Origin of the sequence: Actinomadura madurae (genome assembly GCF_900115095.1) — a bacterium.
Classification (GTDB): domain Bacteria; phylum Actinomycetota; class Actinomycetes; order Streptosporangiales; family Streptosporangiaceae; genus Spirillospora; species Spirillospora madurae.
Map to the genome: position 1 here is coordinate 158,414 of NZ_FOVH01000002.1, position 16,433 is coordinate 174,846.

General features: G+C 63.2%; 22 protein-coding genes and 4 tRNA genes. 10 read left to right on the forward strand and 16 right to left on the reverse strand.

Annotation, left to right across the window (positions count from 1 at the left end; translation table 11 throughout):
* Window positions 1-51 precede the first annotated feature (51 nt).
* The 6 genes from BM339_RS06525 to BM339_RS06550 all read right to left on the reverse strand — a co-directional run bounded on the left by BM339_RS06525 (window position 52) and on the right by BM339_RS06550 (window position 4,393).
* Window positions 52-1,224 (reverse strand): tyrosine-type recombinase/integrase, encoded by a 1,173-nt coding sequence (locus tag BM339_RS06525; protein ID WP_143118301.1) that lies wholly within the window; start codon window positions 1,222-1,224, stop codon window positions 52-54.
* Window positions 1,225-1,313: 89 nt separating this feature from the next.
* Window positions 1,314-1,502: a helix-turn-helix domain-containing protein gene (locus tag BM339_RS06530; RefSeq protein WP_075020235.1), complete on the reverse strand. Its 189-nt coding sequence runs from the start codon at window positions 1,500-1,502 to the stop codon at window positions 1,314-1,316.
* A 165-nt stretch (window positions 1,503-1,667) separates the two neighbouring features.
* Window positions 1,668-3,458, reverse strand: coding sequence for an FtsK/SpoIIIE domain-containing protein (locus BM339_RS06535; protein WP_075020577.1), 1,791 nt, complete (start codon window positions 3,456-3,458; stop codon window positions 1,668-1,670).
* The gene (locus BM339_RS06540) at window positions 3,455-3,829 is read right to left on the reverse strand and encodes a hypothetical protein (protein ID WP_075020236.1); all 375 of its coding nucleotides are present in this window, start codon (window positions 3,827-3,829) and stop codon (window positions 3,455-3,457) included. Before BM339_RS06540 ends, BM339_RS06535 begins: the two co-directional genes overlap by 4 nt.
* On the reverse strand, window positions 3,829-4,017 hold the full coding sequence (locus tag BM339_RS06545; RefSeq protein ID WP_075020237.1) for a hypothetical protein: 189 nt from the start codon (window positions 4,015-4,017) through the stop codon (window positions 3,829-3,831). The genes BM339_RS06540 and BM339_RS06545 overlap by 1 nt, the downstream gene beginning before the upstream one ends.
* Window positions 4,018-4,183: 166 nt before the next feature.
* Window positions 4,184-4,393 (reverse strand): hypothetical protein, encoded by a 210-nt coding sequence (locus BM339_RS06550; protein WP_075020238.1) that lies wholly within the window; start codon window positions 4,391-4,393, stop codon window positions 4,184-4,186.
* A 179-nt stretch (window positions 4,394-4,572) separates the two neighbouring features.
* Here BM339_RS06550 and BM339_RS06555 point away from each other — a divergent pair, with 179 nt between their 5' ends.
* Both BM339_RS06555 and BM339_RS06560 read left to right on the forward strand, forming a co-directional pair.
* Entirely contained in the window at window positions 4,573-5,316 is a 744-nt protein-coding gene (locus BM339_RS06555; protein WP_075020239.1) for an XRE family transcriptional regulator, read from the forward strand.
* 2 nt (window positions 5,317-5,318) lie between these two features.
* On the forward strand, window positions 5,319-5,801 hold the full coding sequence (locus BM339_RS06560; protein ID WP_075020240.1) for an NUDIX domain-containing protein: 483 nt from the start codon (window positions 5,319-5,321) through the stop codon (window positions 5,799-5,801).
* A gap of 6 nt (window positions 5,802-5,807) precedes the next feature.
* Here BM339_RS06560 and BM339_RS48460 read toward each other — a convergent pair whose 3' ends face one another.
* The 6 genes from BM339_RS48460 to BM339_RS06580 form a co-directional block, all read right to left on the reverse strand.
* Window positions 5,808-7,262, reverse strand: a complete 1,455-nt coding sequence (locus tag BM339_RS48460; RefSeq protein WP_143118302.1) for a hypothetical protein — start codon at window positions 7,260-7,262, stop codon at window positions 5,808-5,810.
* Window positions 7,263-7,271: 9 nt separating this feature from the next.
* The gene (locus tag BM339_RS48465; protein ID WP_143118303.1) at window positions 7,272-7,577 is read right to left on the reverse strand and encodes a hypothetical protein; all 306 of its coding nucleotides are present in this window, start codon (window positions 7,575-7,577) and stop codon (window positions 7,272-7,274) included.
* A 70-nt stretch (window positions 7,578-7,647) separates the two neighbouring features.
* Window positions 7,648-8,214: an HD domain-containing protein gene (locus BM339_RS06565; RefSeq protein WP_075020578.1), complete on the reverse strand. Its 567-nt coding sequence runs from the start codon at window positions 8,212-8,214 to the stop codon at window positions 7,648-7,650.
* Window positions 8,215-8,263: 49 nt separating this feature from the next.
* Window positions 8,264-8,719, reverse strand: a complete 456-nt coding sequence (locus BM339_RS06570) for a winged helix-turn-helix domain-containing protein (RefSeq protein ID WP_075020241.1) — start codon at window positions 8,717-8,719, stop codon at window positions 8,264-8,266.
* A 1-nt stretch (window position 8,720) separates the two neighbouring features.
* Window positions 8,721-8,945: a hypothetical protein gene (locus BM339_RS06575; RefSeq protein ID WP_075020242.1), complete on the reverse strand. Its 225-nt coding sequence runs from the start codon at window positions 8,943-8,945 to the stop codon at window positions 8,721-8,723.
* A gap of 218 nt (window positions 8,946-9,163) precedes the next feature.
* Window positions 9,164-9,442 carry a hypothetical protein gene (locus tag BM339_RS06580; protein WP_075020243.1) on the reverse strand — a complete coding sequence of 93 codons (279 nt, stop codon included), beginning with the start codon at window positions 9,440-9,442 and terminating at the stop codon, window positions 9,164-9,166.
* Window positions 9,443-9,613: 171 nt separating this feature from the next.
* Here BM339_RS06580 and BM339_RS06585 point away from each other — a divergent pair, with 171 nt between their 5' ends.
* Both BM339_RS06585 and BM339_RS06590 read left to right on the forward strand, forming a co-directional pair.
* Complete coding sequence (locus BM339_RS06585; protein ID WP_075020244.1) at window positions 9,614-10,345, forward strand: XRE family transcriptional regulator; 732 nt, start codon at window positions 9,614-9,616, stop codon at window positions 10,343-10,345.
* Between the two features lie 183 nt (window positions 10,346-10,528).
* Window positions 10,529-11,440, forward strand: coding sequence for a DUF4238 domain-containing protein (locus BM339_RS06590; RefSeq protein ID WP_075020245.1), 912 nt, complete (start codon window positions 10,529-10,531; stop codon window positions 11,438-11,440).
* 139 nt (window positions 11,441-11,579) lie between these two features.
* On the opposite strand, the gene BM339_RS48470 is transcribed toward BM339_RS06590, so the two are convergent.
* The 3 genes from BM339_RS48470 to BM339_RS06600 all read right to left on the reverse strand — a co-directional run bounded on the left by BM339_RS48470 (window position 11,580) and on the right by BM339_RS06600 (window position 13,553).
* Window positions 11,580-12,449 (reverse strand): hypothetical protein, encoded by an 870-nt coding sequence (locus tag BM339_RS48470; RefSeq protein ID WP_143118304.1) that lies wholly within the window; start codon window positions 12,447-12,449, stop codon window positions 11,580-11,582.
* 290 nt (window positions 12,450-12,739) lie between these two features.
* Window positions 12,740-13,339, reverse strand: coding sequence for a DUF2637 domain-containing protein (locus BM339_RS06595; protein ID WP_256255234.1), 600 nt, complete (start codon window positions 13,337-13,339; stop codon window positions 12,740-12,742).
* The gene (locus tag BM339_RS06600; protein ID WP_075020246.1) at window positions 13,332-13,553 is read right to left on the reverse strand and encodes a hypothetical protein; all 222 of its coding nucleotides are present in this window, start codon (window positions 13,551-13,553) and stop codon (window positions 13,332-13,334) included. Before BM339_RS06600 ends, BM339_RS06595 begins: the two co-directional genes overlap by 8 nt.
* A 262-nt stretch (window positions 13,554-13,815) precedes the next feature.
* Between BM339_RS06600 and BM339_RS06605 the strand changes: the two genes are divergently transcribed.
* Window positions 13,816-14,079 carry a sigma factor-like helix-turn-helix DNA-binding protein gene (locus BM339_RS06605; RefSeq protein ID WP_235206397.1) on the forward strand — a complete coding sequence of 88 codons (264 nt, stop codon included), beginning with the start codon at window positions 13,816-13,818 and terminating at the stop codon, window positions 14,077-14,079.
* Here BM339_RS06605 and BM339_RS06610 read toward each other — a convergent pair.
* A complete protein-coding gene (locus tag BM339_RS06610; RefSeq protein WP_075020247.1) occupies window positions 14,067-14,945 on the reverse strand; it encodes a LysR family transcriptional regulator in 879 nt (292 codons plus the stop codon). The two genes, BM339_RS06605 and BM339_RS06610, sit on opposite strands and share 13 nt — an antisense overlap.
* Before the next feature lie 81 nt (window positions 14,946-15,026).
* Here BM339_RS06610 and BM339_RS06615 point away from each other — a divergent pair, with 81 nt between their 5' ends.
* The 5 genes from BM339_RS06615 (at window position 15,027) to BM339_RS06630 (ending at window position 16,389) form a co-directional block, all read left to right on the forward strand.
* The gene (locus BM339_RS06615; RefSeq protein ID WP_024935055.1) at window positions 15,027-15,875 is read left to right on the forward strand and encodes an oxidoreductase; all 849 of its coding nucleotides are present in this window, start codon (window positions 15,027-15,029) and stop codon (window positions 15,873-15,875) included.
* 195 nt (window positions 15,876-16,070) lie between these two features.
* Window positions 16,071-16,155: transfer RNA gene (locus BM339_RS06620), tRNA-Ser, on the forward strand.
* Window position 16,156: 1 nt separating this feature from the next.
* Window positions 16,157-16,229, forward strand: a tRNA-Met gene (locus BM339_RS49640).
* Window positions 16,230-16,242: 13 nt separating this feature from the next.
* Window positions 16,243-16,315: transfer RNA gene (locus BM339_RS06625), tRNA-Arg, on the forward strand.
* A gap of 2 nt (window positions 16,316-16,317) precedes the next feature.
* Window positions 16,318-16,389: transfer RNA gene (locus BM339_RS06630), tRNA-His, on the forward strand.
* Window positions 16,390-16,433 lie beyond the last annotated feature (44 nt).

Sequence of the window (16,433 nt, forward strand, 5' to 3'; positions counted from 1 at the left end):
GGGCCTCGTCTGCTTCGAGTCTTGGGGAGCCATCTCGGGAGCCTGTCTCGCCTACGCGGACTTGGTCTTGCGGGTGAAGATGTCGTTCATGTGCTCGGCGCCGTCGCGGATCTCGGGCTTGAGCTGGTGACGGTAGACGGTTTCGGTGATCTTGGTGCTGGAGTGGCCGACCAGGATGCTGATCTTCTCTATGGGCACATCGTGGTCACTCATGATGGACACGAACGTGTGTCGTAGTTCGCGGGGGCACCACTCGGCGGGGTTCAGGTCGGCCGCCTTGAGCAGCTTGCCGAACCGGTGGCGGACGTGTTGACGGGTGTAGGGGCGGCCGTCCTCGTGGCAGAAGACGAGGTCGTTGTCCTGGTACGCCTCGCCCGCCTTGAGCTTCTCGGCCGCCTGTCGCTTCTTGAGGGCGCGAAGAGCGTCCGCGCCCATATCGGCGATGCCGAGGCCACGTCGGCTCAGCGTCGTCTTGGTCTCGCCCTTGTGCCGGTCGGCGCGCAGGACGTAGACGGTCGCCTTGTCGAGATCGACGTCACTCCATTTGAGGGTGCGGAGTTCCTCCGTGCGGAGCCCTGAGACGACCGCCAGGACGACGTACGCGCCGAGTCGGTGTCTGGGCTTGCTCGCCTCTTCGAGTAACGCGTTCGCCTGTTCCAGGCTGAGCGAGCGCGACTTGCGGGCGGGCTTGCCGTCCGGGGTGTCGACCAGCTCGGCGACGTTCCGACCGATGCGGTCATGGCGTGCAGCCCTGCGGATCGACCTCTTGAGGACGTTGTGAACGATCCCGAGAGAGGACGACGTGAGGTGTGCGGCCCTGCCGTTGAGCCACTTCTCGACGTCGTCCGCTGTGAGTTCGTTGAGGCGCGTCCGTCCGATGAACGGGATGAGCTGATGATCTGCCAGGGACCGGTAGACGTCGAAGGTTGAGGGTGCCTTGCCGGACATGGCGAACGCTGTGAGCCAGTCCTCTACTGCGTCGCGGACGTAGTAGTTGCGGTCCGTCTTGACGCCCTTGTCCAGCTCTTCGACGGCTTCCTTGAGCTTGTTCTTGACCTCTGTCTTGGTGCGTCCCTTCCTCTTGAGTCGCTTGCGTTTGCCGTCCGGGCCGAACCCGAGCGAGAGTGCACCGGTGTACCCGTCGCCCTCCTCGTAGATTGACCCCTCGTACTTGCCGACCAGGATCTTTGCCAACGGATCCCTCCTCGTATCGATCGAGGTCACCACCGACCATAACTCAAGACGTCCCTAGACGTCCCTGGGTTGGGAGGTCCGTTTGCAGCCGAGGTGTCCGGACGGACCTCCCGCACACGTCAGTGCTTGGCCTCTTCAAGGGAGGGCTCTTCCAGGGAGGTGACGAACTCGGCGAGGTGCCGGTCTGTGATGCGGCGCAGCTTGCCGATTTTGATGCTGCGGAGTTGGCCGGTGCGGATCAGGAAGTAGACCTTGTCCCGTCCGATGTTGAGGATCTCGGCCACTTGTTCGACGGTGTACGCCTGCATGGGACACCACCTCCTCTCACCCGGGGATCGTCCCGGGGTAGTGCGTGGGATGTGGGTTGGTGATCATCTCCTTGGCTACGGTGAGTGCTCGTCTCTGTCTCGTCTCGTGGACGTCTCCACGGCCCTTACGTGCAGACGCGTACGCGAGACGAGACGCTGAGACGACTACCGGGTGTGATCGGGCGCCTTGTAGCGGCCTCGTCCGACCTGGACGGCGCGGCCGGTCTTCACCAGCTCGGCGAGGCGCCGGTAGAGGGTGGGACGGCTCAGTTGCGTGATCATCAGAAGGTGTGCGATCGGAAGCCCTTCGTCCGGCGCGCCGTCCAGAGCTTCCCTCAGTGCCGTCTCGGCGCGGTCTTCACGGGACGGCGCTACCGGCACGGACGGCTCTGAGACGGGCGCCACGCGCGCCTCGTCCAGGGCACGCCGAGAGACCTCGTCCAGGGCCGGACGAGTGGCAGCGTGCCGCTCTGCTGCCTCTGCCACGGTGGCATCTGTGAGCAGGTAGGCGCGGCCACGTCGTGGTGTGTCGTGTTCGGGTGCAGAGAGCAGGAACTTGCCGGGCGCGTTGAGGGTGTGAGCGTGCCATCCGGCGTTGAGCATCCCTTGCCCAAGGATGAGATCGACGTCTTTGCGTTCCCGGACGCGGAAGCTCACGCGAGCGTCCATCTGAGAGCGGACGGCGCCCTTGCCCATGGCCTTCTGCGTGGGCCGTTGAGTGGCCGCGATCAGGGTCACGGCGACGGCACGCCCCCGCCGCGCGATCGAGTCCGTGTCGCCGGCTGCGTCGGGAGCGTCATCGGCGAGTTCGGCGTACTCGTCCACGACGATGACGAGTGCAGGGAACTCCGGTGTCGGATCCCATACGCGGCGTCCGTTGGCCGTGAGCCATTCGGCACGCGCCTCAAGAACGGTGACGGCATCGCGCAGCATGGCGCGGGCTTGCTCGGGGGTGGTGGCGAGGCGATCGATGCAGGACGCCCACGGCTGGAGTTCCATCCCGCGCTTGAGGTCGATAGCCCAGATGACCACGTCTCGGCACGCGCTGAGGTTCCCCATGAGGACGTTGATTCCGCCGCTCTTGCCCGAACCGGCCACGCCCCCGAAGAGGCCGTGACGACGCAGCAGCAGAACACGCGCACTGGTCGCGTCCTCGAACGGGCCCAGGTCGATCGGTTCGGTAATGGACGAGACAGACGGCCCCGGCCACGGGATCGCATCGGCATGCGGGTCGGAGTCCAGTACCCGCAATTCGAACCGGTTGGCTTTGTCGTCGCGCGTCGAAGCAACGCGCACAGCGCCCCGGAACGTCCCAAGTGCGGACTCGATCGCTGGAATCCTCGCCGTGACGTCCTGGATCGTCTGGCCGCGTGCCAGGGCGAATCGTGCGCGCCATCCCCACACGTCCACCACCGCGGATTGCGCGCGTGATCCGGCGAGGCCGACGTTTTTCGCGATGTCCGGCCACGCGGCTATCTGCCGATCGACACGCACCTTGGCGCGCCGTCTCCGATGCGCCCACCACGGCAAGGCGAGCACAAACCCGCCGCCGGTGAGCAGCACAGGCAGCGGCCGGAAGGTGACGCCCAGCGCGGTAGCGGCCGAGAGCCACCCACCGCCACCCATGGCGACGACGGCGGCATACGCGCGCTCGATCCGCAGAGCAAGCCCGACGTGCCCTCCGAACACGGCGAGAGCCCACGCGGCTACCGTGGCGAGCGCCAACAGCCACGGCCACCATTCGGGATTCGTGATGTGCGTGACCGCGCCCCCAAGGGCGAGCGTGGCCACCAGGTAGACCGGTGCCAACTCGGACCGGTATCGCCACATGGCCCGCGCCAGGAGCACGCCGGCGACGTCCGGGAACGGCCCCTCACTGTCGATGATCACCATGGGCTGAAGCCCGTTGCGGCGCATCTTGTGGGCGTGGCGCCGCATCTGACGCGTCCGGCTCATGAGCGCCCCCACAAGTCCGGAGGAAGGTGCCCTTGCGCGCGAAGCTCGTCGCGCAGGTAGTACAGGGGATCGGGTTCGGCGTCACGGTCGGCCTTGAGGGTGGCGCGTCCAGCGGCCACCAGGTTCGCGCGGTCACGCCGCAGTCTCGACAGTGCGGCGGCAAGCCGACCGATTTCGGAGACGAGGGCGGGAACGTCGGCGAGCGCGGCGTACAGGCGAAGCCACAGGTCCTCTATGGACGGCATCGCAGCGGACAGATTCGAGACGATTTCACGCGCGGCGAGGTTGCGCGTACGGACCTCCTGAACGTTGACCTTGGCATGGGGCGGCGTATCGGGCACGAGGGCATCCCTCCCTTCGGTCGGGGCCATCACTCCTGAGAAAGGGACTGGACGAGAACCGACACCAGTCGACGGATCTCCGGCGCGGCACTGGTAGCGGCGAGGAAGAACCCGAACAGCAGACACACCGCGATGTGCCAGCCACGCAGCCCCATGTACCGCCACGCGACCCACACCACCGCGCCGAGGATCACGACCAGGGGAACCGAGACGTTCACAGCCTCACCCCCCTTCACAGCCACAGGTCGGGGTAGCGCGAACCGCGCCCGCGCCGGAGCCACCGGGCGCGGGCGCGGCACTTGCGGCACCGCCGGTTACCGGGCTCCACACGCGCGCCGCACACGCACGCGTGGCCGGTGATGACGCGAGGCATGTGCCGCATCCTCACCGCCCCGCCGGAACGCGCTCGGGGAGGTCGTCACCCGTCCGCGTGCTGAGCAGCCGACGGGAGGCCGCACCAGTGCGGGACGCCTCGGCACGCCCCCGCATCACCCGGCGCTCTTCGGCGTGGATGCCGATGACGAGCATGGCGAAGATGCCGCAGGTGGAACCGGCGAGGAAGACGGCGATGATCGATGCCAGGACGAGGATCATGTGCGATCACTCCTCTCGTAAACCCGTATCCGGCGGGGGGCGGTTTCGGGCGGTCGGTGGCTTACGAGAAAGAGAATGCGCTTGACCTGGGGGACGAGATCACTACATGACTGGACGTGTTCATGACGTCCTCATAGGGTTGACCGCGTCCCAGGACGTCCCGGATCTCGGACGGGTGCATGCCGAACGAACGTCTACGCGCAGCCCTGCTAGAGCAGGGGCTGACTATCGCCACGCTCGCCGAAGCGATCGACGTGGACCCCAAAACGGTAGAACGGTGGATCACCAAAGACCGCACGCCCTACCGGCGGCACCGCTACGCAGTGGCTTCACGCCTGGGAGTAGATGAGACGTTCCTTTGGCCGGACGCCCTCTCCAATGAGCAAGTCACGGCAGCGTCCAGCAGCGAACTGGTGACGATCTACCCGCACCGCACGTCCGTTCCAAGGGACGCATGGGGACGTCTCTTCGCTACAGCCAAGGAAGAGATCGGCGTACTGGTCTACTCCGGCCTGTTCCTCTCCGAAGACGCAAGCATTCACCGCACGTTCGCCGAGAAAGCGAGGGCCGGTGTGCGCGTCCGCATTCTCCTAGGCGACCCTGATAGCCCACAAGTAGCCGAACGTGGCACAGACGAGGGCGTAGACGACGCCATGGCCGCAAAGATCCGCAACGCCCTCGTTCTCTACAAGAACCTACGCAAACGAGACGGCATAGAGTTCCGCCTTCACCGCACGGTCCTCTACAACTCCATCTACCGCGCCGATGACCAGCTGCTCGTCAACACCCACGTCTACGGCATCACAGCCGCACACGCCCCCGTCTGGCACCTGCGCCGCATAGCCGGCGGAGATTTGGTCAACACCTACCTAGAGAGCTTCGAACGCGTCTGGGAAGCCGCCACACCCATACCGGGGGACTGACCATGGGCCGCAGAATCGACTACTACGACGACCCCAACGCACCAAAGGCCAACAGTCTCGTCCCGTCCGTCAACGTCGTCGTCGAGAACGACAAGGGCGAGATTCTAATGATCCGCCGCACCGACAACGACAACTGGGCTCTCCCAGGTGGCGCGATCGACCTAGGCGAGTCCGTAACCCAAGCCGCCATACGTGAAACCAAAGAAGAAACCGGCATAGACGTAGAGATAACCGGTTTGCTAGGCATCTACAGTGACCCCAAACACGTAATCCACTACACCAGCAACAACGAAGTCCGCCAAGAGTTCTCAATACTCCTAACAGCGAGCCCTAAGAGCAAAGAATTGCGCAGTAGTGACGAGTCGCGAGAAGTTCTGTGGATATCCCCTGGTGAAGGCATGGAGAGGGCGATGGACCGTTCAATGCGCTTGCGCATTGAACATTACTTGCGGCGGCCAGGATCACCTATACTCGCAGGCGAGTAGGGGACGTTAGGTCCACGATACTGGAAAACGGACAGCGCGCACGAGTTCATCGCCAAAGAAGGCGCGTGCGTTCATGTCAGTAAACTCTCGCGCTGGTAGGTGATCCAGACCGAGTGGGGCGGTGGAGTGAACTACCTCATCGAAAGCTGCTGATACTGCGGAACCAATGAGTAAGATAGTAGCTTCGCTATCGTTTACTCTTTCCGCTGGCCATTGATATCCGCCCTGTATCACTCGTAGAGGCGGAAACATCCACCAAGCATCCTGATCAGGGTCGACGTAGCGAAGTGCATCGGAACCTATAAAGTTCACGCCAAAGTGCGAAAGTCTGTGCGGTTCGACTTCTCGGTCCATAAATAGTTTTGACGAATAGAGGAGCGTTAGACTTGGAATGCGCTCCGAGTAATGTAGGGGAGTGTTGGCGCATTCGCGAATTGAATTGAGCTTCGAAATATCGGACATTATGCGTCCCATTCGAAGGCTTGTGCGCGCCTCCAACTCCCTGTGCAGCAGATGCAATAGGGCGGGCGAGGGCCATGAAACTATTTCTTCTACTCCCCACGCCGAAAGTGCTCGGGCAGCCTCTGCGAATCGAAGTGGAGGGTACATTTCTTGCCAAGAAGTAATCGACTCCCTCGAATGCAGTCCTGGAATTGCTGGATTGATGGCGAAATCAATCAGAGACAGGATGGTAATCGGATCTAGTTCGCGCCCCGCGATTCGTTCTGCGAACCTATAAGGGAGACCATAATCGCCGTCAAAGACATGACCCAGCATTTTTCTTAGGCTTGAGTCGGCCGCTTTATTGAGCGTTCCAACCTCCTGGAAAAGTTCATCAAGAACTGCTGCACACTCGAATAGAAGGCGCGTGCTAAGGATGCCTTCTCCGCTTTCGACCAACCCTACTTTGTCGCTAAACGTGACCTCGCCCTGGCTGCCCTGTGGTTTGGTAAGCATCTCAAGGCCGCTGCTTTGGTGCCAGGTGATGTTTAGTGCCGCTTCCACCGCCTCTGTTGCAGGCCACAATTTAACCGCTGAGGATATATACTCCTGGTCAAGGAAAAGGTGATAGGCGTAGTGCAGATCAAGCCAATCTTGCCGCCTGCGACTTAGCGTATCACCCAAGCGATTGTTAGGCGTATTCTCCCGATAATCAAACAATGGTTGGCTGTTTGCTCTGTCGCGACTAAATTTAGCTATATCACTGACCGTCATGTCGTTAATGGTGTACGACGCAAGCTGGTCACGAGTGCGTCGCAGAAGCATGAGGAGAACGCCGAACGTAGAACCATGAAAGCGGACCCAATGGCTGCTTTCGTGAAGGTAACGCATGTTCCAGGCTGCAGCAGTGGTTACCAGATCATTTGCATTAGAATTTGCGTTTTCCAAGAAGAGCATCTGGCTTCGGAGGTTGAGTTCAGCACCTGCTGAACTGCAAAGGCAAGGATTGCTCGCGTGCATGGCTCCTGCCTATTCCTCACTTGCCTCGGATGAATTTGAGTCGTCTGAGGTTTCCTCGACCTCAATGACTTCGCCACGGTCACGGGCGCGGGCCACGCGATGACGCAGAGCGTCGTACAAGCCATTTGTCGCTAGGCCAGTCACTATCGAGATGGTTATCTCTGCCCAATGGCCGTACCGAAAGGAGCCGGTGCTGCCACCGCGGATCTCGTTAATCTCGGCTGTGCAGTACTCTGCGAGCGCGGGATCCGCTGCAATCTCTTCAGCAAGGACCTGAAGGTTGGCTTTTTCTCCGCGGAGCAGCAGGATGTCCATGCGGTTAAGACTACCCAACCCGTCCGCAGGTTCCCCAGAGGTCTAGCGACTCGTGAGGGGAGCGTTAACGTTAGAGAGTAACCCCGACAGAACGGACACTGTGTTGGACGCTCTGTACAGCAGCCCTGAGCTGCGGCTCCGCTAGCCAGATGCAACGAGTGACCAGATGGTTTGGGCCATAACGTTCGCGGATCTCATTCAGCCGCTCAAGGACAGGCACTGGTTCCCCCTGTGGTGTGGTGGTCATGTCACAGTAGGTCAGCGGCTGGTTCAGCTCCGGCGGCTCGGCTCCAAACTCACTCGTCAACTCGGTTGCAAGCTCGCGTTCTCTGGCTTCTATGAGCGCACAGGAATGGTGAGCTACCAGGCGACATAGGTGGTCATCGGCGTGGTGGGCGTCGCGGAGGTAGCGGGCGCCATCTAGGGGGTGGAAGCCGGTGTCTACGAGGTCCGGGGCGTAGCCGACGTCGTGGAGCCAGGCGGCGGCTTCGAGGAGATTGGCCTCGTTACCGAGGAACGGGGCGAGGGTGCGGGCTTGGCGGGCTACGCCTTGGGTGTGTGCCCAGCGGCGGGGGAGTGGGGTCTCTAGGTGCTTGCGTGCGAGGTCGCGTGCCCATGCTGCCGTGTTCTGCTTCATGGGGTCGACGCTATGAGGACTGGGCTGGACGTCCACGGGCGTGCAGACTTCATCTGGGGACGTCTTGGCGGACGTAGCGTCCCTTGCCATGAACGCAGGTGACGAGGCCGGCGGCTTCGAGGGCAATGAGGGCCGCGCGGGCTGTGAAGCGGGATACGCCGTAGCGGCGGGAGAGCTGAGCTTCGCTCGGTAGGGCGTCGCCCGGTCGGAAGTGTCCAGCCTTGATCTGGTGGCATAGGTTCGCGGCTATGTCCTCAGTGTGTGTGCGCGGCTTCGTGGCGTTGTCCTGGACGAACCGGCCTACGCCGGTGCGGACGGTGATGAGTCCCTCGCCCTGGAGGGTGGACAGGGCCCGCCGCACGGTGTTGCGGGCAACGCCGAACTCGGCGCAGAGAGCGGTCTCGCCCGGTAGGCGGGTTCCGGGGGCGTAGGTGCCGTCTGCGATGCGTTGGCGTAGCGCGTCTGTGATGCGTGCGTAGGTGCCCCATGCCGTGCGGCGGGTCATGTCAGAGCTGCTCGTCCCTGAGCAGGTCGAATGCCGCTGATACCCAGGGTGTGAGCAGGATGGCGAGTTTGTCAGCGGCGAGGTCGACGTTCCTGCACGGCGTGAGCCACAGGCCGGTGCTGGACTGGTACCACCAGGTGCCGTTACCCCAGGCCACGGACACGCTCTCGCCGATGGTCGGGGTGCACTTGGAGTACACGCGGAGGAGCCGGCGCGGCCCGGTCATCCGGAGTTGGGTCCTCCAGCCGTCTCGGCGCAACACCAAGGAGAGAAGCGTGAGGTGCCAGCGTGCGCGCCATGGGCCGCCGTAGGTGGGCAGAGGGGACGCGGACGGTGCATCCGGGGGAACACGCACCGACCACGCCACCTCCGCCCCACCCCATGAGGCCGCGCTCCCCTTCGCGGCCCCCTCTGGCGACGGCTGCGGGGAATGGTCCCGCGCCATCACCAGGTCTCCACGCGTCGCACTTCGGCGCGAGCGACCTCGTTGACGAGTGCCTCGCGCAGTGCGGCGGGGCTCGATCGGATCACCGTGGGGTCCACGCCGGCGTGCGGGTCGTGCAGGCTCGCCACCCAGTCTCCGAGTCGTCCGTCCCACTTCACGGCGCGCCAGATCCGGTGACCGGTGAAGTCCCGGCGCAACTCGGCGAGCGCCTCGTCCGCTGCACGCGCTTCGGCCTTGTGGGGGTTCGGGTTGGCCTTCTGGGGCCATTCGGTGGGCATGGGGGCTCCTTGGCTTCGGCGTAGATCTCCGGGGCGAAGTGGTGGCTTCGCCGTGTGCCTTGAGCCTTCCGTCCGGGTTGGGACCTCTCCATCGGCTTCTAGGGACGTCTAGGGACGTCTTCTGTTAGCGTCGCTTGTGCGTCGTTGTCACTTGCATCCGCGGGAGGCCCGGTGAACGACTTGTTGAGGCGTGCCCTCGCCGACGCGAACCTGACCGAAGCCGGCGTTGCCGCGCGGCTGGGCGTGGACCCCAAGACCGTCCACCGATGGGTGGCCGGACGCGTCCCCTACCCACGCCACCGGACGAGGGTCGCCGCACTGGTCGGACGTGAAGAGGTCGACCTGTGGCCGCACGTCGCCGTGACGAGCATCCGGGTAGAGGAGCCGGTGATTGAGATCCTCGCGACTTACCCGCACCGCTGGGCCGTACCTCGTCCGGTCTGGCAACAGCTCTTCCAAGCTGCGCGGGACGAGATCGGCATCCTGGCCTACGCGGGGCTCTTCCTCGCCGAAGACACGGGCATCATGCGCACGCTCGCCCAGAGAGCACATGAGGGCGTTCGCGTGCGAGTCCTGCTCGGCGACCCGGACGGAACGTGCATCGCTGAGCGCGGCAGCGACGAGGGCGTAGGTGAATCCATGGCCGCGAAGATCCGCAATGCCCTCGTCCACTACCGGGCCCTACAGGACACGGACGGTGTTGACATCCGGCTACATGACACGGTGCTCTACAACTCGATCTGCCGCGCCGATGGCGAGCTACTGATCAACCCGCATGCCTACGGCCTCGCCGCATCCCATGCCCCGGTCCTGCATCTGCGCAGGGTCGAAGACGGCGACATGGCGAGCATGTACCTGGAGAGCTTTGAGCGTGTGTGGTCCGGTGCCTCGCGTGTCGCGTAAGGCTTCTTCTCACACGGCCGGATAGTGGCCCATAGAGTGAAGGCAGCCGGTCGCGTGTCGTCTGTAGCTTCGGCGTAGCCGAAGATGGCCGAGTGGAGTGAGGGTGTCCGATCTGTTGGGTTGCGTGGCTGCGTGCAAGACGTGAAGGGGGGAAATTAATGGGCGGGCAAGAGGGCTTTAGCCATGGCTAATGCGAAGAAGCATCACTTCGTCCCGCAATTTTTACTTAGGCGATTTGCGGATACAAACGAAAAGTTGATTGTTCATCGTCTAGGGGCAAGGGAAAGTTTTATCTCCACAGTCCGCAATGTGGGGCACCGCAATCTTGGTCACACAGTTGTTCGCCCAGGACAAGAGCCAGATCACACCTCAATGGAAACGGCTATGAGTCTAGTGGAGGGTGAGGCGGCGAGCGCTATAGCTAAACTCGATTCTATTAGGCTTCGCAGAGTTCCAGATGAATTCCGCTCGCCGATAGCTTGGTTTTTGGCGCTTCAGTGGTACCGAAATCGCTTTCTTTTTCACATTATGAGTGAGCGCATGGATCCACAGAAGGATCAGCTTGATGCAGATCTTCTTAAGTATTTAGTGCTATCGAACCTCAGCATGAGCGTGCTGAGTCCATGGGCCATTCGAGATGACCCTCAGGCTCGGCCGAAGGATACTTGGAATCCTCTGGTTTCCGAACTGCTCAGTTCAGAAATGAACTGGTCCTGTTACAGGCCCCGTGGTATGCCGTTGATTGTTTCAGACACGAGCGTCTGCTTCTCCGGGGCTCGGGATGGGTTCACCGCTGACGTTCCTGCTGCCTATCTGGATCACGGAGTGGGGGCTGGATTCCATGATGCCAGACGTATCACGGTTCCCCTTGGTTCTAACCTGGGATTACTGATATCGCGAGACGAACGCGACGCTGATCGGATCCGCGCCGCCGAATTTAATCGATATACTATCTTCAATAGTCGGGAATTTATTGCGTATGCCCCTGACTGGCCGACCAGACATCCGAGCTTGAATAGCGAATTGCATAGTAATCTATTCACTCAAAGGATTGTCGCCCCCACTTTTATGTGGGGATATAAAGGCAATGTCTAATGGATGGCCAGACGGGGCAGGCGGCAGTGCCAGCCCGCCTACCGGTCCAGGCTACGATGCCCCGCCCTTGCGCAAGTCCGTAACCGTCCACCCCTGTTAGCCACGCCTATCTTGAATTAAACCTAAATACGCCAGACCGTCAATGACCAGATTCTGGCAGAATAGTTTTTTGGTAATTAGCTGTCTGCAGCATGTGGGCAGTAGAGTCGCAAGCAGCGATGAAATTTCCCAAAGCAGCAAATGTGACCACGTTAACCATGACATCAGGAGAGCTAGAACTGATCCGAGTTACGATGCTGGAACGCTCTACCTGTGCAATCTTAAGATCTGCAGATGAGTCCAGCCATACTTCGTAGAGCGGAGCAGTGGTCACCACAGTGGGAAATACAACCTTAGGAGGCAGTGAAGTCTGATTCTCGTCACGCATGAATGTTGGGATAACGTCTGCCAGGGACGCCGATACCACCTGCTGTGTAGACGCGTAAGCGTAATCAATCTTAGACTTCTCAGTATTTCTCTTTTCGCAGATCTCATATCCCGGATTCACAGACAAAAGCAACGTACCGTCGTCATAATAGTCCATTACCTCCTCGGGAAAGATTTCTCCGACTACTTTTTCTGGAACCGTATTCGGAAGTAGCGAAGACAGTACAATGTGAGGCTCATATTCAAGGTCATATATATTTTGTTCGTCTTTTAGGACGATCCAAGGTGCAGTTCGATCCTTGCATTCCATCACTATCATAATATCTATCTCGCGAATGTGTCTATAGTTGTGAACGCCTGTTGCTGCAACCACGTCGGTACTCCGCACTTGCCTTGTAACTGGATCTACATAATTCCAGCCCTGGCCTACAAACGGAAAGTGTCTACTCTCGCGTCTAAACTGCTGAGCAACTTTCATCTCCAGTGGATAGCCTCGCACTCGAAGCCAATTGAGAACATCGTCTTCCATTGATTGTGACTGATCCATATAGCGCCCACCACCTTCATGATGTTTCTTGCTCACGATGAGGACAGGTAGCCCTGTAGGTATCAGCATAGACGTCGAAGGCTAAGAAACACGATCGTTGCGCATGGTCGGGGGACTCCTCTCGGTGGCGCTCTTGGGGTCAGGTAAGGGCCATACGCTATGCACCTGAGCAAGCAGGCTGTGGAAGCTGTACTTCGAACACATATTCGCCTATCGCTCTGAGCTGCAAAGACTTCTTCCGTGCCGTTCTGGGGGCCAAGTGGGTACTGGCGGCACGCAGAAGCCCCAGTCACGGCCCGAGGTGGAGGTGACTGGGGCTCCCTGGTTCACGCTGGGGCAGGCTGCTCCGCGTTAGTGATGATCTGCTTCACCTTGCGGCGGTCGATGCCGTGCTTCTCGGCGAGGTAGCGCTGAGAGACTGGGCGGCCAGGGCCCTGCAAGCTTGCCCTGTACTCGTCCAGCACTGCCTGTTCCGGTGTCTGCTCCACTTTGGTGCGAGGCTGTTCCGAGTCGGTGCGTTCCCCGGCCTCGACGACGTCGCCACGCGTGGCGCTGCGCGTGAGTGTCATGAGGAGTTCGAAGCTGCCCACGAGTGCGAGTGCCGGCCATGCGCTGACTATCGCGCCTATGACGCCGTGGGACGCGCCGTGCGCCACGTTGGCGCCAACGGTGGCCACGATGCCCACGGCGAGGCTCCACTTGGCCAACGGTGGTGCGGGGTGCTTCCGGCGGCTGGCGTCCAGGATCACCATGGACGCTGCCCAGATGAGGCCGTCCACCGTGAACGGGACGAGGCGGGCCGTGGGGCCGGACTCGCCGTGTGCGTGGACGAGTTCGTAGGCGTGGCGGTATGAGATGACGGCTGCCACGGCGGCTACCGCGACCACGGCGAGCGCGGTTGTGATGCGGATGAGGCGGTCAGTCACGGCCAAGCTCCCTCCGCCACTCGATCACGCATGGGTCGTCCTCGCCGTGGGTGATGCGGCGTTCGGCGAGCATCAGGGTTGTGATGGCCGTGTTGCGGTCTAGGGGGCGTGGGCTTGTGGTGGTGTGCCAGCCGCAGTCTGTGCGAGTGGCGGTGGCTATGACCTTGCCGTTTGCTGTGGCGGTCATCGTCGTCTCGGTGATTTCTAGGGCCATGAAGACCCCCTCCTCCCTGCTGAGAGGGAGGGGAGCCAAGGGAGCCAATCTCGGGAGCCAACGTAGGTCGGGTTAAGCCGACCATGATCGACGGTGCCGGACGGTTCCTCTGGCATCCATCCCTTGTTTTCGCAGGTGAGCGGCTCCTTAGACGACTTCCCGAGACTCAGCCGGACGAGGGGCGGATAAGTCCTCCTCATTCCTTCCTTAACGCGGGCATAAGGAGGGCGGCTTGAGGGGGTGGGGATGGGAGGTTCTTGGCGTGGCACTGCGAATGGGCAAAGACACCGGTTCGTTCGCCCCCGGTTCGCCGGGGGAGCGGATGCGCCCCGCGGTGGTGGCCCGGGCCTTCCAGGCGCTGCCGTCGGCGCACCGCGAGATCCTCACCGAGACGGTCTTCAGGGACCGGTCGGTCAATGAGGCCGCCGCCTCGCTGGGGGTGCCGGTGGACGTGGTGAAGGTCCGCGTCTACCAGGCGCTGCGGGCGCTGAGCGCGGCCGTGGAGGCGCCGCGTCAGACCGTCTGAGAGAGTTCTCGGACGATCGTGGCGAACGCCTGGACGAGCGGGCCGTCGTCGTCCCAGGCGAGCGCGACGCGTAGCGGCTCCACGTCCGTGAGGGGCACCCAGGTGAGGCCGGGGCGCGTGTAGTACAGCCCCATGCTGGACGGCGCGAAGCAGATGGCCGTGCCCTCGGCGACCTGTTCGAGCATTTCCTCGACGTTGTCGTTGGTGGGTCCCCAGCGTGGTTCGGATCCGTCGGGGCGGGGGTTGACCGCCCACCAGTCCACCCAGGCGCGGGGGGCGCGCCTGGTCCACATGAGGGGCTCGTCGTTGACGTCCATGATGGAGACGCTCGCCGCGGAGGCGAGCGGGTGGGTCGTGGGGAGGCCCACGACGCGGGGCTCGGTGTGGACGAGCTCCGAATGCAGGCCCGTCAGGTCGGCGGGCAGCCACACGAAGGCGACGTCCACGTCGCCGGCGCGGAGGGCGGCGGTCTCGCCGCCCCAGTCGAAGCGCTTGGGCTCGACGCGGACGTCGGGGTGGGCGCGGGCGAACTCGGCGCGGGACCGGGTGGTGAGCTCCCCGGCGCCGCTGGCCTCGAAGCCGACGCGCAGGACGCCGGTCCGCCCGCGCCGGTGCCGGTCGGCGACGGCGGTGACGCGGGCGGCCTGCCGGACGGTGCGGCGGGCCTCGGCGATCACGTCGCGTCCGGCGGGGGTGGGGGTGACGCCGCCGGGGTGCCGGTCGAAGAGGCGCAGGCCGAGTTCGGTCTCCAGCCTTCGCAATGCGTAGGACAGCGCCGGCTGGCTCACGTAGAGGGTGGCGGCGGCACGGCCGAGGTTGCCCTCGTCCGCGATCGCGATCAAGTAACGCAGCTGGCGCAGCTCCATGCTGCGATCATAAAGGTTCTTTATCGGGTGAGTTGATCTTTGTCTTGGACGGGGAGCTTCGTGGTCTGCGATAACCGTCGCATGACGAACACGAATGAGAACGGACGGGTCTGGCTGATCACCGGGGCGAACTCGGGCTTCGGGCGGGCGATCGCGGAGGCGGCGCTGGCCGCGGGCGGCACGGTCGTCGCGGCGGCGCGGCGGCCCGAGACGCTGGACGACCTGGTGGCGCGCCACCCCGGGCGGGTCAACGCGGTCGCCCTGGACGTCACCGACCCGGCGCGGGCCGCGGACGTCGTCGCGGACGCCGTGCTGTGGCACGGGCGCGTCGACGTGCTGGTCAACAACGCGGGGCGAGGGCTCGTCGGCGCCGTGGAGGAGACCACGGACCGGGAACTGCGCGACCTGATGGAGCTGCACTTCTTCGGCCCGGCGGCGCTGACCCGCGCGGTGCTGCCCCACATGCGCAGGCAGGGGGGCGGGGCGATCGTGCAGATGTCGAGCATGGGCGGCCGGTTCTCGTTCCCCGGCGTCGGCGCCTACTCGGCGACCAAGTTCGCCCTGGAGGGGCTGTCGGAGGCGCTGGCCCAGGAGGTCGCGCCGTTCGGCATCAAGGTGCTGGTGGTCGAGCCGGGTTCGTTCCGGACGTCGTTCGCCGGCGGCGGTCTCTACCAGACGGCCGCGATGCCGGAGTACGCCGAGAGCGTCGGCGCGGTCCGCGCCGGGCTGCCGGGCAGTGACGGCAAGCAGCCGGGCGACCCGGCGAAGGCGGCGGCGGCCATCGTGACGGCCTTGGACGCGGAGGACACGCCGCTCCGGCTGCCGCTGGGCAACGACGCCGCGGACGCCGTCGTGTCCGCGCTCGCCGGGGCGCAGAAGGAGTTCGAGGCCTGGGAGGGCACGGCGCGCGGAACCGATTTCGACGAATGAGCCGATAAAATGGGTTGCCGGGGCGGGAACCGTCCCGGCACCATGGACGTCGAAGGCAGCGAGACCGGAAGGAGAGGGAAAGATGCGCGGTCATCGAGTGCACAGCAGCCCTTCCGGTCGCGGGAGCCGCCGAAGGACGTGACACGTCCTGACGCCTGACCGCCCGGAGCATGACGGGCGGTCTTTTTGTTTTCCGGAGGGTTGGCCGAGCGGGAAGGCAGCGGCTTGCTAAGCCGTCGTCAGGGTCATCCCTGCGCGAGTTCGAATCTCGCACCCTCCGCGCTGAGCAGGGACGCTGGTGCGTCCGGCGGTCTCATAAGCCGCATCAGGTACGTTCGATTCCTGCGCTCAGCACGCTTGAAAACACGTCTTCGTGGCGCAGTGGAGAGCGCGCCGGGTTGCGGACCCGGAGGTCGCAGGTTCGATTCCTGCCGGAGACACGGCCTTCGTGGTGTAGTGGTTCGCACGCCGGTTTGTGGTGCCGGAGGTGTCGGTTCGATTCCGGTCGGAGGCCCTGCCAGATATTGCCCAGGCGCTGGCGTCCGGTTGCCGTGCGTT